General features: G+C 35.2%; 15 protein-coding genes. 7 read left to right on the top strand and 8 right to left on the bottom strand.

The features are described 5' to 3' along the window. Positions 1-146: 146 nt before the first annotated feature. From surE to LNQ34_RS10380, 5 genes are all read left to right on the top strand, one after another. Positions 147-926, top strand: a complete 780-nt coding sequence (gene surE / locus LNQ34_RS10400; protein ID WP_229999601.1) for a 5'/3'-nucleotidase SurE — start codon at positions 147-149, stop codon at positions 924-926. Then, positions 919-1,191 (top strand): hypothetical protein, encoded by a 273-nt coding sequence (locus LNQ34_RS10395; RefSeq protein WP_202700623.1) that lies wholly within the window; start codon positions 919-921, stop codon positions 1,189-1,191. The genes surE and LNQ34_RS10395 overlap by 8 nt, the downstream gene beginning before the upstream one ends. A 68-nt stretch (positions 1,192-1,259) precedes the next feature. Further along, entirely contained in the window at positions 1,260-2,378 is a 1,119-nt protein-coding gene (gene lpxB / locus LNQ34_RS10390) for a lipid-A-disaccharide synthase (RefSeq protein ID WP_229999599.1), read from the top strand. A gap of 12 nt (positions 2,379-2,390) precedes the next feature. Beyond that, complete coding sequence (locus tag LNQ34_RS10385) at positions 2,391-2,876, top strand: C40 family peptidase (RefSeq protein ID WP_229999597.1); 486 nt, start codon at positions 2,391-2,393, stop codon at positions 2,874-2,876. A 49-nt stretch (positions 2,877-2,925) separates the two neighbouring features. Further along, positions 2,926-4,962, top strand: a complete 2,037-nt coding sequence (locus LNQ34_RS10380; protein ID WP_229999595.1) for a ComEC/Rec2 family competence protein — start codon at positions 2,926-2,928, stop codon at positions 4,960-4,962. A 48-nt stretch (positions 4,963-5,010) separates the two neighbouring features. On the opposite strand, the gene LNQ34_RS10375 is transcribed toward LNQ34_RS10380, so the two are convergent. The 7 genes from LNQ34_RS10375 to LNQ34_RS10345 form a co-directional block, all read right to left on the bottom strand. Beyond that, on the bottom strand, positions 5,011-5,457 hold the full coding sequence (locus tag LNQ34_RS10375; protein ID WP_202700619.1) for a thioredoxin domain-containing protein: 447 nt from the start codon (positions 5,455-5,457) through the stop codon (positions 5,011-5,013). 270 nt (positions 5,458-5,727) lie between these two features. Then, positions 5,728-6,180, bottom strand: coding sequence for a thioredoxin domain-containing protein (locus LNQ34_RS10370; RefSeq protein WP_202700618.1), 453 nt, complete (start codon positions 6,178-6,180; stop codon positions 5,728-5,730). A gap of 225 nt (positions 6,181-6,405) precedes the next feature. Next, positions 6,406-6,873 (bottom strand): thioredoxin family protein, encoded by a 468-nt coding sequence (locus tag LNQ34_RS10365; protein ID WP_017494796.1) that lies wholly within the window; start codon positions 6,871-6,873, stop codon positions 6,406-6,408. A gap of 53 nt (positions 6,874-6,926) precedes the next feature. Beyond that, positions 6,927-8,411: a peptide MFS transporter gene (locus LNQ34_RS10360; RefSeq protein ID WP_229999593.1), complete on the bottom strand. Its 1,485-nt coding sequence runs from the start codon at positions 8,409-8,411 to the stop codon at positions 6,927-6,929. Positions 8,412-8,425: 14 nt separating this feature from the next. Further along, positions 8,426-10,084, bottom strand: a complete 1,659-nt coding sequence (locus LNQ34_RS10355; RefSeq protein ID WP_202700616.1) for a peptide MFS transporter — start codon at positions 10,082-10,084, stop codon at positions 8,426-8,428. A gap of 79 nt (positions 10,085-10,163) precedes the next feature. Next, entirely contained in the window at positions 10,164-11,840 is a 1,677-nt protein-coding gene (locus LNQ34_RS10350; protein WP_202700615.1) for a peptide MFS transporter, read from the bottom strand. A 42-nt stretch (positions 11,841-11,882) separates the two neighbouring features. Continuing rightward, the gene (locus LNQ34_RS10345) at positions 11,883-14,054 is read right to left on the bottom strand and encodes a S9 family peptidase (RefSeq protein WP_229999590.1); all 2,172 of its coding nucleotides are present in this window, start codon (positions 14,052-14,054) and stop codon (positions 11,883-11,885) included. Between the two features lie 183 nt (positions 14,055-14,237). Here LNQ34_RS10345 and LNQ34_RS10340 point away from each other — a divergent pair, with 183 nt between their 5' ends. Next, positions 14,238-15,554 (top strand): hydroxymethylglutaryl-CoA reductase, degradative, encoded by a 1,317-nt coding sequence (locus LNQ34_RS10340; protein WP_202700613.1) that lies wholly within the window; start codon positions 14,238-14,240, stop codon positions 15,552-15,554. Positions 15,555-15,655: 101 nt separating this feature from the next. Further along, a complete protein-coding gene (locus LNQ34_RS10335; RefSeq protein WP_229999588.1) occupies positions 15,656-16,570 on the top strand; it encodes a GYDIA family GHMP kinase in 915 nt (304 codons plus the stop codon). A gap of 43 nt (positions 16,571-16,613) precedes the next feature. Here LNQ34_RS10335 and LNQ34_RS10330 read toward each other — a convergent pair whose 3' ends face one another. Further along, positions 16,614-17,045 (bottom strand): hypothetical protein, encoded by a 432-nt coding sequence (locus LNQ34_RS10330; protein WP_017494789.1) that lies wholly within the window; start codon positions 17,043-17,045, stop codon positions 16,614-16,616. Positions 17,046-17,287: the final 242 nt, after the last annotated feature.

Raw genomic sequence — 17,287 nt, 5'->3', positions numbered from 1 at the left:
ATAATTTTTTGTTAAAGGTATAAAAATGTTTGACGCGCAAAAATCTTCTTGAAATTAGTTGACAAATTTTGTTCTTTTTGTTCGTATTCTACCGAAATCTGTCACTACATTTGCTTAATTCCCATATATAACCTTACGATTTTAGCATGAAAAATGAGAAACCCCTAATATTAGTTACCAACGATGATGGCATTTTAGCTCCCGGAATCAGAGCTTTAATCAGTGTGATGGAAACTATTGGTGAAGTCGTAGTAGTAGCACCGGATAAACCTCAGAGTGCCATGGGTCATGCCATTACCATAAATAATACTTTGTTTCTTGACAAAATTTCTAAAGAAGAAGATGTGGTAACGGAATATAGCTGCTCAGGAACTCCTGTAGATTGTGTTAAACTGGCCGTTAATGAAATTTTAAAAAGAAAACCAGACTTGTGCGTTTCTGGGATTAATCACGGGTCAAATTCTTCTATAAATGTGATTTATTCCGGTACGATGAGTGCTGCCGTAGAGGCCGGTATAGAAGGGATTCAGGCAATTGGATTTTCTTTACTGGATTTTGACTGGAATGCCGATTTTGAGCAAATCAAGTCGTACGTTAAAAAAATTACCTTAGAAACTTTGGAAAACAAGTTGCCGCCTGGTGTAGTTTTAAATGTAAATTTTCCGAAATTAAAAGAAGAAGAAATTAAAGGAATAAAAATTTGTCGTCAGGCAAAAGCCTACTATGCACAGAAGTTTGACAAAAGACAAACTCCATTCGGGAAAGATTATTACTGGCTTACCGGAAAATTCACAAACGAAGATCAGGGCGAGGATACCGATGAATGGGCTTTAGAAAACGGATACATTTCAATTGTTCCGGTACAGTTTGATCTGACCGCTCATCATACCATGCAGCAGCTGAATACCTGGAAATTAAATGACTAAAAAAGACATTATTATAGGCTTTGTTATTGGAATTTTCACGGCTTTGCTTGGAAGTTTTGTGTTTGTTTCGTTTTTTACCAAATTTGATTTCTTTACGGGAATTCAAACCATCAAACAACAAGGATATCTCGGAAAAGTAATCACAATCGGTACCGTTTTAGATTTGGCCGTTTTTGGTATTCTTCTAAAAACGAACCAGGAATTGATGGCCAGAGGCGTTGTTTTAGCAGTCATTGTTCTTGCGATTTCAACTTTGTTTATTTAAATCTTATCTTTGTACCGCAAAAATTATTTTGCGTTTAAAGTTGGAAACACACTTTCAAAAAAATCAATATGAAGTATTACATAATAGCTGGTGAAGCGTCAGGAGATTTACATGGTTCTAATTTAATGAAAGCATTATATGAAGAAGATCCTCAGGCTGAAGTTAGATTTTGGGGCGGTGATTTAATGCAAAAAGCCGGCGGAACTCTGGTAAAACATTACCGCGAACTGGCTTTCATGGGGTTTGTTGAAGTTCTTTTCAATTTAAAAACCATATTAAACAATATTAAAATTTGCAAAAAAGATATCACAGCATTTCAACCTGATGTTTTGATTTTTATAGATTATCCCGGTTTTAATATGCGTATTGCAAAATGGGCCAAAGCGTTACATTACAAAACGCACTATTATATTTCGCCACAAATCTGGGCCTGGAAAGAGAATCGCATCAAGGCAATCAAAAATGATATTGACAAGATGTTTGTGATTTTACCTTTCGAAAAAAGCTTTTACGAGGACAAACATCATTTTCCTGTAGATTTTGTTGGGCATCCTCTGATTGATGCTATTCAGAATCAGCCTTCTTTTGACGAAACAACCTTCAGAAAAGAAAACCAACTGGGAGAGAAACCTATTATTGCGGTGCTACCCGGGAGTCGTCAACAGGAAATCACAAAAATGCTGAGTGTGATGCTAAGCGTTGTGGATGATTTTCAGGATTATGAATTTGTAATTGCCGGTGCTCCAAGTCAGGATTTTGAGTTTTATCAGCAATTCATCAGCAATAAAAACATCAAATTTGTATCGAACAAAACGTATGATTTGTTACGCTCTTCAACCGCTGCTTTGGTAACATCCGGAACTGCGACATTGGAAACGGCTCTTTTTAAAATCCCTGAAGTAGTCTGCTACAAAGGAAGTGCCATTTCCTATCAAATTGCCAAGCGCATTATCACGCTAAAATATATTTCACTTGTCAATTTAATCATGGATGAAGAAGTGGTTACAGAATTAATTCAGAGCGAATGCAACACGAAACGAATTAAAGAAGAATTGCAAAAATTACTGACTTCTGACTATCGCGAAAAATTGTTAAAGAATTATGACATCTTAGAGCAAAAACTGGGAGGTGTCGGAGCCAGTAAAAAAACAGCAAAGCTTATTGTAGCTGATTTAAAACACGTTTAAAACTTTCTTGCTTTGAAAAGAATATCATATTTAATACTCATCACTGTACTTTTTGCTTCCTGTAAATCGGCTTCAACTGCGGTGGGCAACAAAGAATCAAAGCGGGAAAACAGCTATACGGTTACACATTTAATCGAACACGCTACAGACAATATTGGGGTGCGATACAAAGCCGGAGGCACCACAAAAAGTGGCTATGACTGCTCCGGATTAGTGTTTACCACTTTTGAGTCGGAAAATATAAAACTACCCCGAAACTCTTTTGAGCAGGCTAAGGTGGGCAGAATTATTAAATTTAATGACGCCCAAAAAGGAGATCTAATTTTCTTCAGAACAAACAGGAGCAAACAGATTAATCATGTTGGACTGATTGTAGAAGTAAAATCAGATGAGATCAAATTTGTCCATTCTTCTACCTCAAAAGGAGTTATTATTTCATCCACTAAAGAACCCTATTATCAAAATTCATTTGCTCAAATCAACAGGGTAGTAGAATAATTAAACAACACTCGTGTTCTTTTTCTTACAAATTTAATACTTTTGACTTATGAAAGTATTAGATTTTCCTTTAACTAAAATTACCATTTGGTTTAGCTGTGGCATTTTGGCTGCTTATTATTACCCATCAAAATTCACGGTAACAACTTCTGTTTTTGTTCTTGGTTTTCTTACTTTTTTACTTGTTTACTCTTCTCTTCAAAAAAACAATAAGCGAAGTATCTATTTTGGAATAAGCATCTCTTTCATTTCTTTCCTTATTGGCATTGCAACGCTTTTACTTCATACAGAATCGCTGCAAGAATCCAACTACAGCCATTGCAAAGAAGTCTTTAGCTCTCCGCAAACGATAACTTTTGTGGTACGCGAAAAACTAAAAAGCAACGCATACAGCGACCGCTACTATGTGCAGGTAAAGAAAATCAACAATAGGAATTACTCCGGAAAAATTCTTGTAAATATAGAAAAGGACAGTGCTGAAAATCCAATTATTATTGGAAACATAATAAAAGTCAAAACCATTTTACAACGTACTAGTCCGAATAAAAACCCAAATCAGTTTGACTACCAAAAATACCTTTCAGATAAACAGATTTATGGTCAGTTGTATCTCAATAAAAAAGAAATTGCAGTTAATAAAAAACTTCAAAAAGACATCTGGTATTACTGCGGACGTTTACACTCCAGAATTTATAACAATCTAAAAAAAACAGGTTTTCGTCAAGCGGAAATGAACGTTGCACTTGCTCTTATATTGGGACAGCGACAAGAAATTTCAGATGATTTGATTCAGGATTATCAGTTCTCAGGTGCTACGCATATTCTGTCAGTTTCCGGTCTTCATGTTGGTTTTATTATGCTATTCATTAGTTTTATTTTAAAACCTGTTCCCAATACGCGAAAGGGCTCTTTATTAAAATTGATTTCAATACTGCTGTCTCTTGCACTTTTTGCCGTAATCTCAGGATTATCTCCGTCAGTACTGCGTTCTGTTGTCATGTTTTCGTTTCTTGCTGTTGGCAGCCATCTGAGAAGAACAGGAAGTACGTATCATACTTTACTTGTCTCTTTGTTTTTAATTCTGCTCTTCGAACCTTACTTTTTGTTTGACGTTGGTTTTCAGTTAAGTTATCTTGCTTTGTTTTTCATTCTTTGGCTACAACCTCTCTTAAACAGTATCTGGTCTCCAAAGCTTAAAATCTCAAAATTCCTTTGGAACGCACTAACTGTTTCTTTTGCTGCCCAAATAGGCACATTCCCTTTATGCTTGTATTATTTTCATCAGTTTCCGGGATTATTTTTCGTTACCAATATTGTTATGATCCCTATATTATCTTTCATCATGATTGCCGGAATCATAGTACTGCTTATTGCTGTTTTTTGTCCTCCTCCAATGGTCCTCACTGAGCTATTTGAAAAAAGTATTTTCCTTTTAAATTATACCATCCATTACATTGCATCGCTCAAGTGGTTTGTTATTCAAAACATTAGCTTTAACTTCTGTCTTCTTACCTCCTCTTACTTTCTAATTATTTCCGCCATAATCTGGGGCAAGAAAAAAAATTACCCTACAACGTTCGCTGTATTGATTTCAATTATAGCGTTTCAGCTTTCTATGATTTACACCAAGAGAGAAACCGGAACCCAACGTGAAATGATCGTTTATCATACTAAAAACAACTCTATAATTTCTCAGAAAAATGGAGGTTGTATCAAAGTGTTTTCAAATGATACTCTTTTACTTCAATCCTCAAAAGCAACTCTTCTAAATTCTTATTTGTCGAGTGATTTTAGTCAATTAAGCGCTACTGTCAGCATCAAAAACCTGCTCTATTTTAATGGAAAAAAGATCTTAGTAATTGACAGTTCCGGAGTTTATAAAATCAGCTCTCAACCTGACCTATTATTGTTAATTCAATCCCCGAAAATCAATTTAGACCGTGTTCTACAAGAGCTGCATCCTAAAATTATAATTGCAGATGCATCGAATTCCTACTCTATTCAAAAAATCTGGAAAAGCAGTTGCCGTAAAAAAAACATCCCTTTTCATGCCACAGCCGAAAAGGGATTTTATTCTTTAAACTAATCAAACTTAGTCCGAAAAGACAGAATAGTTCGTCCTGTTCTACAAGACTTACGGATTCAAAATTAAATTTGCATCTGCAATCCAGGCTTTCGCCCCGCCTTGTTTGTACGGAACCAATCCTAAGTTATTAAAAGTAGTTTTGCCTTTTCGAACAGAAGCCATTAAAAGACATACTTGCGGAAGTTCCTGAATACCTAAAGCGTTTTTTAACTTGACATTTTGCTCTTTTACCATGTCAGATGCTTCTGTATCTGACATATCCAGTTTTACCAAAATGACATTATCACGTGACCATACTGCAAAATCAGGTGTAACAAAAATTTCACTCTGGAATCTCTGCGAAACTCCGGCAGCAGTGAAAAAAATTAATAAGGGCCGTTTTTGTGAATCACTCGCCATTATAGCATCATTCATATCTGTCTTCCAAATCAAATTTTGCGAATGCAGGCCAAACGAACCTAAAAAAAGTAATAAAATAAGTAGTTTTCGGTTCATACTAAATTGGTTTTTTAAGCAGGTTAATGCGACTAAATTAACACAATATCTTCACCAAACAAGTAAAAACCAAATAAAATAAGTTAAAAAAGTAACATAAATTTAAATTCACTAATAAAGTCTTGGATTTTTAAGAAAATAAAAAAATATACCCTTTTAAATGACAAAACTATTGATTATCCGGATCAACCTTTCAAAAAAAAATCCCTTCTCGCCCAAGAGCAAAAAGGGAATCTACAAATTAAACTAAGAAACTTAATTTAAATCTTACTACTCACTTGAATGCAAAATTGCATTTGACTCCGCAATCCAGGCTTTTGCACCACCCGGTTTATACGCAATTTTTCCTAAAGCGCTAAATGTGGTTTTATTTTTTCTAATCGAAGCACTTGCAAAACAAACTTCAGGCAAGTCCTCCACTCCAAAAGCACTTTTCAATTTGAGCTTTTGTTCTCTATCACTTTCATCAGCTGTACTGTCAGACAAATCAAGTTTTACAAGAATAACGTTGTCACGGGACCAAACCGCAAAGTCTGGAGTTTTAAAAATTTCATTCTGAAGATTTTCCGGTACACCTGAGGCAGTGAATAAAATTAACATTGGTTTTTTCTGTTCATTACTAAGCGCAATAGCATCCGTCATATTTGTTTTCCAAACTAAATTCTGCGCCTGCATAAAAATTGAACCTAAAAAAAACAGTAGGATAAGTATTTTTTTGGTCATATTAAATTGGTTTTGGTTAGAATATTAAGACGAAATTAACATAATATTTTAATTTTCCAATTTTTATTAATATAAAAAATATATTATGTGTTTTTTTAACCAAAATAAATTACAAAATACACAATAAGCACGGGTTTACTTATTACTTTTTCTTACGAAACAAAAAAACTCCTTACCAAAAGGCAAGGAGTTTTTTTGAACTATAATTGTAATTTAATGTTTTCTTTACGATTTTTTAGGATGTACAATTCCCTCAGCAACTGTTAACCAGGCGGTCGGACCACCGGCAACATATCCTGTCTGCCCCAATCCTTTAAAATTCACTTTCCCGTCTTTTGACTCAGCGCTTGTGAAATAAATAGTCGGGAATCCCTGAATTCCAAATGCCTGCTGTAATTCATTATTCTGATTTTTAAGCTCCGGTGTCTGAGGTGTTCTTCTTGGATAATCAAGCTCAACCAACACCACATTTTCGGTAGCCCATTTTTTGAATTCAGCCGTTTTTAAAACCTCATTCTGCAAACGAATACACCACCCACACCAGTCACTTCCGGTAAAAAACATTAACAGAGGTTTTTTCTCTTTATTACTAACAGTGATCGCTTCTTTAACATCCGTATACCATTTTAACTCTTGTGCCTGCGTTACAAATGCTCCCGCTAAAAAAAGCGTTATTAAAAATATTTTTTTCATATCCTTTTATTTTACACACAAATTTAAACAAAAAAAGAATCGTAAAATGTCGTCTATTTTACTTCTTGCATTAATTTTCTAATAATTGGCGAAATTGCTAATAATATCAAGCCCGCAACTAGCGAATAAATAGCTAGTTGATAGTAACCTTCTGTATACGATTGCAATTTAGAAATCAAGGTGTCGCCGGTATTTGATCTGGAAATCTCGGCTCCCAGTTTACCCGCAGCCAACTGTCCAAAAGCACTTGCCAGGAACCACAACCCCATCATCATTCCGAATAATCTTTTTGGAGATAATTTGGTAATGATTGACATTCCGATTGGTCCTAAACAAAGCTCTCCGATAGTGGTTATCAGATAAGCAAACGTAAAGACATTCAATGAAGCAATTCCGTTAACATCAGCAAAGAATTTGGTCAGATAGAAGATGTAAAAAGAAGCTGCCAGGAATAAAAACCCAATTCCGAATTTAATTAAAGTATTCGGTTCAATTTTCCGTTTCCCTAACCATATCCACAACAAACCAATAAGCGGGCTTAAAACTACTACAAAAAAAGTATTCGAACTGTTGTTCACAACGTTGGGATCAATTGTAAAAAACAACAATTTGTTATTCAAATTATCTTTTGCAAAAAGCGATAACGATCCACCACTTTGTTCGTAAATAGAATTGAACAGGAAATAGAAAAATACAAACAGAAAAGCAGCAAAAAGCTTCTTTTGCAATTTAGAATCTCCCAGTTTAAACAATTCATAAGCAAAGTACAAAACAGCAACTGTACCAATAGTATACATAAAATAATCCGTATACTTCGTATTCTTAACCATTATAAAAATAAAAGGCAAACTCAAAATAGACACAGCATATACGGCTATCTCACGAATTCGTCTCTTTTGCGGTGTTAAATTCAATAACGGAGAATCACCAATTGGTCCTAAATATTTTTTAGTAAATAAAAAGGTGATCAACCCTAAAAACATTACAATTGCAGCGGATAAAAAGCACAATTGCCAAGAATAAAACTTCCCTAAATACACACACAAAGCACCACCAAAAAGTCCGCCAACATTTATACCGGCATAAAACATCCCATAACCTGCATCTCTTCGACCATCATCTTCACGATACAATTCTCCGACCATTGAAGAGACATTGGGCTTAAAAAAACCTGTCCCAATAATAGAAAAAGCAATTCCGTAATAAAAGAAATCATGAGGCGCAATAGCAATCAAAAGGTTCCCCAGAATCATGACGATTCCTCCAAAAAACAACGATTTTTTAAATCCTAATACTTTATCGGCAAAAATCCCTCCAATGAAAGTAAAGGCATATACAAAAGCCTGAATAGCACCATATTGCTCGCTGGCATGATCTTCTTTCAAGAAAAGCTGATCGACCATAAAAATAACCAAAACCCCACGCATTCCGTAAAAGCAAAAACGCTCCCACATTTCGACAAAAAACAAATACCATAATTGTTTCGGATAATTGCCTTTAAAATTTTGAATTTCTTCTAAAGTGATTTTTTGCTCCATTTATTTATAAATAATTAATTAATTCCTCTCTCTTTCATCACTTTGTTAAGTTGCTTTACTAAAGCAAACATCAATATTGTCGCAAACATTAACAGCGCAAAATTTACCCAAAAAAAGTTGACTTTATTATCGTAAGTATCCCACATACTGGCTAAAACTCCACTTAATTTATTTCCTATAGAAGTCGACAGGAACCAGCCTCCCATCATTAAGGAAGTGATATTAACAGGACTTAATTTGGAAACTACTGATAATCCCATGGGACTCAAAAACAATTCACCAATTGTTATGATACCATAATTCGCGACTAACCACCAGGCACTGACTTTCTCTGCTCCGTTATTCCCAATTTTTACAGCAGCTATCATAACCAAAACAGACAGCGCCGAAATCAGCAAACCGAAAGCAATCTTAGTAGGTGTTGAAGGTTCCTTTTTACGCATTCGTAAAAAAGAGAAGAATGCAACGATCAAAGGAGTTAATATAACCACCCAGGCCGGGTTGATAGACTGACTTAAATTTGTCGCCCAAAGATGAACCTTAGCGCCTTCTGCCGGTAATTTATCCGGAGCAACATTTCTAAAATATAAAGGATAATTGACTTCTTTCTTAACCACTCCATTTACCTTTTGCAAACGAAACTGATCATCGTATAGTTCAGTAGAGTCCCTTTTATACTCAACTTCTTTTGCCAGTTTAAGCTTAGCAATCACCTTACCGGATGTTCCGGTTACTTCTCTGTCAGTATATCGGTCTGCCCAGGTAGTAAGTGCCGAGCCATTAAGTTTAAAGACTGCCCAAAATAAAATCACTACTCCAAAAATAGCCAATAAGGCTCCTATTGATCGCTTATCTTCTGTTTTTGCTTTAAAATAAAGTGATCCATAAAAGAGGACTATTGGAATACATGCAAAAATAAAAGCGTCTGTACTGTCTGAACCAAATATAGAACTATTCACATTAGCATCTGAAGCTACTCCTTTTATCAACCAGCCAATTGCTCCAAAAACAAAAGAGGGCAATAAAATAAACAGTATAATTTTATAAAAAGGCATATCACCTTCCTGTACTCCTTTTTTCTGGTCGTGCCCCACATAATGCTTCGTACCTAACAAAAACACAATAACACCTATAAACATTCCGACACCGGCAGCCATAAAAGCCCAATGCCATCCCAAAAGGATTTGCAAAGCAGCTCCAAAGAAATTACAGATAAAACCTCCAACATTAATTCCCATATAGAAAATATTGTAGCCTTCATCTTTTTTATCTTTATACTCTTCTTTAGAATAAAAACTGCCCAATAATGTAGAAATATTGGGTTTAAAAAAACCATTCCCAACAATTATCAAAGTCATGGCGATATAAAGCATGGTCAAATCATGCACTCCAATTAAGAAGTAACCGATTCCCATTAAAATTCCGCCAAGAATGACTGATTTTCTATATCCTAAATATCGATCGGCAATTAGTCCGCCAATAAACGGAGTCAGAAAAACCAAAGCAATAAAAGTCCCGTATAAATCAGAAGCCTCTTTCTCGGTCATGGCAAAACCGCTCTTTACATCTTTCAGATATAAAGTAAAAATTCCGATCATTAAATAATAACCAAAACGTTCCCACATTTCAGACAGAAACAGGAATGGCAATGCTTTTGGGTGTTTTTTCCACATAACTATAAAGTCTTTAAAATTAAAATTACCTACAAGCCTAAACCTGTAGGTAATTTTTTATATATGATTACGATTTATGTTATCTAACACCATGCATCATTCTTTTCAGAAATGGAGTCAAAGCAAATAAAATAATTGCAGCAATACCAGTTAAGACCACAAATACCATGAAGAATTCGTATAAGTTATGAATTTCGAATCCGGCAAAGAAGTGGTTATGTGCACTAATCTGATGTTTTTCCAACAGAGCCAATTGTTCAGCTGTTGGTGTAATCTTGTTGTCTAAAACTGCCTGAAGGTCAATTCCTAATTCTTTTGCTTTTGCAAATTTATCTCCGGTTGCCGGTAAGATTGAACCTAAAGTTCCTCCTAAAGCATAACCTGAAGCATTTGACAAGAAGAATACTCCGTACAATAACGAAGCAAAACGTTTTGGAGAAAGTTTACCTACCAATGACAAACCAATTGGAGACAAACATAATTCAGCACATGTATTTAAGAAATATAATAAAATAAGCCATTTTACCAATAACAACCCTGATGTTCCGATATAAGAAACCTGAGTAGCGATCATGAAGAAACTAACCGAAATTACCACTAAACCAACGGCTAATTTTACCGGTGAAATTGGCTCTTTACCTTTAGCTCTTAAAGTATCCCAAAGTACGCTAAACGGCACTGCTAATAATACTACGAATAGTCCGTTAAAAATCTGAACCATTGACGGAGGCATTTGCCATCCGAAGAAATTTCTATCCGTTTGGTTGTCTGCAATAAAAGTCAATGACGAACCTGCCTGCTCAAAAGCTGCCCAGAAGAAAATAATAAAGAAAGAAACGATGTAAATTACAATAATTCTGTCTCTCTCTACTTTAGTCAAAGAAGTATCCGAAATAATTAATCCCGCCAATGACAAACCACTAGAATAAATCAAAGTATAAATCAAGTTCTGACCAACCACATAATGGAAGAAGAACCCTAAAGTGACAAAAGCGATTCCGGCAGCTAGTAAAGCTTTATTTGAGAAATCAGCTTTCTGAGCTTCTCCTTCTTCAAAATCAGAGGCGTCATTTTTAGAAGGTAAACCTCCTAATGGTTTTCCTTCAGGAGAAACCACGTATTTATTTTTCAGGAAGTAAAAAAGAATTGTTCCGATAAACATTGCAGCAGAAGCAGCAAGGAATCCCCATCTAAAAGCGTGAATATCTCTAACTCCACCGGCATCTTTAACATCTCCTAACAAAGGGCAAATAGACTGTCCTAAAAAAGCGCCAATATTAATACCCATATAAAAAATAGTAAAAGCACTATCCAATTTTGTCTTTTCCTGTTTAGGATACAAACTTCCTACCATACTTGAAATGTTTGGCTTGAAGAATCCGTTACCGAATACGATAACTCCTAATGCAGTGTACATAATAATCGTAGCAAACGCTCTGTTACCTTCAAAAACACTTCCACTGGTAAACAACAACAATTGTCCGATTGCCATAAGCAACCCTCCCAAGATGATACAATTTCTATTTCCTAAGAAACGATCGGCAACAAAACCTCCCAACATTGGTGTTAAATAACAAAGTCCAAGAAAACCTCCGTAAATCAAAGAAGCCTCTTCTTCCTTCATCAACAATGAATTTACCAGAAATAAAGTTAATAAAGCTCGCATTCCATAAAAGTTGAACCGCTCCCACATCTCCGTTCCGAATAATACCCAAAGTCCTTTTGGATGCGCTGTTTTTACCTGAGTTTCTCCCATATTCTTTATTATTTATTTAAGGTTTTTAGTTTTGTTTTATAATTATAAATTTTCTTTGATGAAGTTAGTCATTTTGTTGTAAAGCTGAATTCTGGTCTTTCCTCCGTAAATACCATGATTTTTGTCCGGATAAATTTGAGAATCAAATTGTTTATTGGCCTGAATCAATGCTTCCATCATTTGCATTGAATTTTGTACGTGTACATTATCATCTGCTGATCCGTGAATTAGTAAAAACTTCCCTTTTAGTTTGTCAACGTGATTTATTGGAGAGTTCTGATCGTACCCGCTTGCATTTTCCTGCGGAGTCTGCATGTATCTTTCCGTGTAAACGCTGTCATAAAAACGCCAGTTGGTTACCGGAGCAACTGCAATTGCCATTTTAAAAACATCATTACCCTGGAAGATACAGTTTGAAGCCATAAATCCGCCATAACTCCAACCGAAGATTCCAATTCTTGAAGCATCCACATACGGATATGCTCCAATTACTTTTGCGGCGTCAATCTGATCTTCTACTTCGTATTTTCCTAATTCTTTTTGAGTAACTTTTTTGAAATCTGCCCCTTTAAAACCGGTTCCTCTACCGTCAACACAAGCCACAATATAACCTTGCTGTGTTAGGGATGCAAACCAATAGTCGTCTGAATTGTTCCAATCGTTGTTTACCTGCTGAGAACCAGGCCCAGAATACTGGTACATGAAAACCGGATATTTTTTTGAAGGATCAAAGTCTTTAGGCTTTAAAATCCACGCATTAAGCTCATTGCCTTTAGCTGTTTTTAAAACAAAAAATTCTTTTGTCGGTAAATTGTAAGCTGTTAATTTAGCAGAAAGCGCCTGATTGTTTTCGATAACCTGGATTTCTTTTCCTGTTTTCGCCTCATTCAAAGTATAAGTGGTAGGCTGAGTACTGCTTGAGAAAGTATTGATAAAAAACTGAAAGTTTGGACTAAAAGTTGCCGCACTTGTTCCAGTATTTTTAGACAAACGAATTTTATTCTTTCCGTCTAAAGCAATACGATAAATATCTCTGTTGATTGAACCATTTTCTGTAGACTGATAGAAAATTGTTTTATTTTTTTCATCGAAACCGTAGTAAGACACTACTTCCCAGTTTCCTTTTGTAACCTGATTTTTAAGTTTTCCGTTTTTATCATATAAGTAAATATGATTAAACCCGTCTTTTTCGCTTGTCCAGATAAAGCTATTGTCTTTTAAGAAGGTCAAATTGTCGGTAACATCCACATAAGCTTTGTCTTTTTCATTCAAAACCACTTTTGTTGCAGCGGTAGTTCCATCCACAAACAGTAAATCCAGATTGTCCTGATGACGGTTTAAAACCTGAGCAGATAATACATTGTTATCATTTGTCCATTGTAATCTTGCAATATAAAAGTCATTATAGTTTCCTAAATCAACTTTTTTACCGGCATTACTCACCGCATCATAAATGTGTAAAGATACTATTGAGTTTTTTTCTCCTGCCTTAGGATACTTAAACGTTTCAATCGTTGGATACAAATCTTTTTGAAAGATTGACATCGAGAATTCCGGAACAGCGCTTTCATCAAAACGGATGTAAGCTAATTTTTTACTGTCTTTACTCCAGTCAAAAGCACGAACAAAGGAGAACTCTTCTTCATAAACCCAGTCCGTGATACCATTGATGACAGCATTTTTCTTTCCATCAGTAGTAACAGCCGTTGATTTTTTCGAAGCCAAATCATACACATATAAGTTATTCTCTTTTGCATATGCGATTTTAGTTCCGTCGGGAGAGAAAGTTGGCTCCTGAATCTGAAAATCAAATAATTTACTCAACGTTCTTGTGGTGATATCGTATAAGAAGTAATCTGCTGTAAACGAGTGACGGAAAATTTGTTTGCTATTACAGGCAATTAAAATCTTTTTCTCTGAGGCATCAAAAGTATAACTGTCAATTCCTTCAGCAAGAGCTGCATGATTCTTTGTATCGATTAAATTGGCTACTTTTTTTAGTGTTGCAAAATCGTACAAATCAATCTGCATGCTTCGGCTGGCCTGATCTACATTTAGTACCGTATATTGGTCTGTATTTTTTAACGATTGCAGTTCATCCATTCCTTTTGCCCGAAATGCTCCGCTATAAATATTCTCGACAGTAATTTTTTGCTGACCAAAAATAGTGGCCACTAAAAATAAAAATATAACAGTAATTTTACCTGTATTCATTAGAATTATTTTAAATATAAAAAAAGAGCCCAATTTTAATAAAAAAAATGAACATAATACCCTTTTTAATTGTTAAATGTAAAAAAAAATAACGATTGCGTAGTTTTCAATTTTCAAATACATTGCAAACAAAAGTCTTAAAATAGTATCTTTGCCGCAACTTTATTATTTAAAATACTGAGAATGAACAACGCCGTTGCCGGATTTTCGAAATTATCCAAAAAAGAAAAAATAAACTGGATTGCCAATACCTATTTTTCAAGCCCTGAAGAAGCCCTTTCTATTATAAGAAATTACTGGAATACAGACGAAAAGCTACAGCAATTGCACGATGAATTCATCGAAAACACCATTACAAACCTTTACATCCCGTTAGGAGTAGCGCCAAATTTCCTAATCAACGGAAAATATACCACAATTCCGATGGCAATTGAGGAAAGTTCGGTAGTAGCCGCAGCATCAAAAGCAGCAAAATATTGGTCGACCAGAGGCGGTTTTAAAGCAACGGTTATGGCTACCGAAAAAATAGGTCAGGTCCATTTTACCTTCAACGGAGATGCTGAAAAACTGCAATCTTTTTTCAACCAGATTAAACCTACATTATTTACTGACACACAAAGCATAACTAAAAATATGCAACAACGCGGTGGCGGAATTTTAGACATAAAACTAAAAGACAAAAGAAGTCTTCTGGAAAATTATTTTCAGCTTCACGCTACTTTTGAAACCAAAGACAGCATGGGAGCTAATTTCATCAACTCCTGTCTGGAGCAATTTGCTACTACATTAAAAGATGAATTTCAACATTCTGATCTGTTTTCGGAAGATGAGACTCTAAAAGTAATTATGAGTATTTTGTCTAATTATGTACCAAATTGTATTGTTAGAGCAGAAGTTTCCTGCCCTATCGAAGATTTAACAGAAAAACACATTCCGAATCCGCAGGAGTTTGCCGAGCGTTTTGTACAGGCGGTTCAAATCGCCGAAGTAGAACCCTTCAGAGCTGTTACTCACAATAAAGGAATTATGAACGGTATTGACGCTGTAATTCTGGCCACCGGAAATGATTTTAGAGCAGTCGAAGCCGGAGTTCACGCTTATGCTTCTAAAAACGGTCAATATTCAAGTTTATCTCATGCTAAAATTGAAGACGGAATTTTCACCTTCTGGCTTGAAATTCCCTTAGCACTGGGAACTGTAGGCGGATTGACTTCTTTGCATCCATTGGTAAAACTATGTTTTGATATTCTTGAAAAACCTTCTGCAAAAGAATTAATGGAAATCGTTGCAGTTGCCGGTCTCGCACAAAACTTTGCTGCCTTACGTTCCTTAACTACCACCGGAATCCAGGAGGGACACATGAAGATGCACCTGAACAATATTATCAATCAATTTGAAGCAACTGAAGAAGAACGTCATTTAATTAAAACTCATTTCAAGAAAAGTGCCGTATCACATAGCGCTGTGGTGGAGTTTATTGAAAATCTAAGAAAAAAGTAAAATTTTTAAATTCCAAACTTCAAATTCCAAGTTCCAAGGTTAATTGGAATTTGGAATTTATAACGACGTTTGGGGATTGGAATTTAATTTATAATTGAAGAATGAAAACAACTTTTTACAGTAACGGAAAATTGCTTATTTCCGGAGAATACCTTGTTTTAGACGGAGCTGACGCTTTTGCCTTACCTACCAAATTTGGCCAGAATCTGGTGGTTGAAAATGGCACTAACCAGGAAATCATCTGGAAAAGCTACGATTTTGACGGACAGCTATGGTTTGAGAATTCGATTCCTTTTTCAGAGATCATCGACAATCCAAAGACAGAAATCGAGACTGTAAAAACGACTTTGATTCAAATTCTTCATGAAGCTTATCTTCTGAACCCAGATTTCCTAAAAGATACTGACGGTTACAAGATCAGCACACATCTTACATTTCCTAAAAACTGGGGATTAGGTACTTCGTCAACTTTATTAAACAATGTTGCACAATGGACCAGAGTCAATGCCTTTACTTTATTAAAAAACAGCTTTGGTGGCAGTGGTTATGACATTGCCTGTGCACAAAATGACACGCCAATACTCTATCAAATTGACAATAATGCTGTAAAACCGATCTCTTTTAACCCGGATTTTACAGATAAAATTCATTTTGTGTATCTCAATAAAAAACAGAATAGTAAAGCAGCCATAAAAGCCTATTACAACAATAAAAATCAGAATTTAGCGCAAAATATAGCCGAAAACAACAAAATTACCTCCGCTCTTATCAACGCTAAAACAGCAAAAGAATTTGCTCTTGCCGCTGAAAAACACGAGGTTCATTTGAGTGATATTCTAGAAATGCAAACCGTCAAAGAAGCCGCTTTTCCGGATTTCAATGGAGTTGTAAAAAGCCTTGGTGCCTGGGGTGGAGATTTTGTGATGACAATCTCCAAAGAAGATCCCAGATCTTATTTTACTTCAAAAGGATACGAAACCATCCTGACTTACGAAGAAATGATTCTGCAAAAATAAAGTCTTCACATTTAAATGATCTAAAACCAGAAAAAAGAAGGTTCTAATTTACCTTTTTACTTTCGCGATCTTTGGTTTCCAGTTTTCGGACTTTTTGATTTTCCTGCTCATTAGATTCTCTAAGTGTGTTGTGCAGTCGCTCAGCCATTTTTTCTATGTTATTGGTTATAGAATCATAAACCTCTTCCATTCTGCGATGCTTCTCTTCTTTTATTGCCTTCAAAACGTCATCCACAAAAGCTTTATCATACTTTTCAGCAACAGAATCTCTTGTATTGGTTAACCTGATTACATAATCATTACCTAAGACCGTCACTTTAAAATGCTGCTCTTCGTTACTTAAATAATACTTCCCCCCTAATTCATCCCCATTGATTTCGGTACTGCTCAATTTTAAAAGCTCTGTTATTATTCCGAAAATATGATTTTCAATCTTAGAATAAGCTCTGGGCTTTCTTTTCAACAGCTTAAACATAAAGATGGAATGCTAGATTACTAAAGTATTTATTCATCAGTCCTAAGTGGGGTTTGTTTGAATTTTGGAATATAATTTCAACAAATTAACTGTAATATTCTTAATACCACAAACTTTTAACCAAAATTCCTCACAAAAAAAACCAAAAATCCAAATAACAAAGCCCTCTACTCGCACTCAATATATAACAATAAAAAAAACCGAAACATTCTGTTAGAACATTTCGGTTTATATTGCTATTG

This window comes from Flavobacterium lipolyticum (assembly GCF_020905335.1).
Taxonomy (GTDB): domain Bacteria; phylum Bacteroidota; class Bacteroidia; order Flavobacteriales; family Flavobacteriaceae; genus Flavobacterium; species Flavobacterium lipolyticum.
This window is presented reverse-complemented; position numbering and strand designations above follow the sequence as displayed.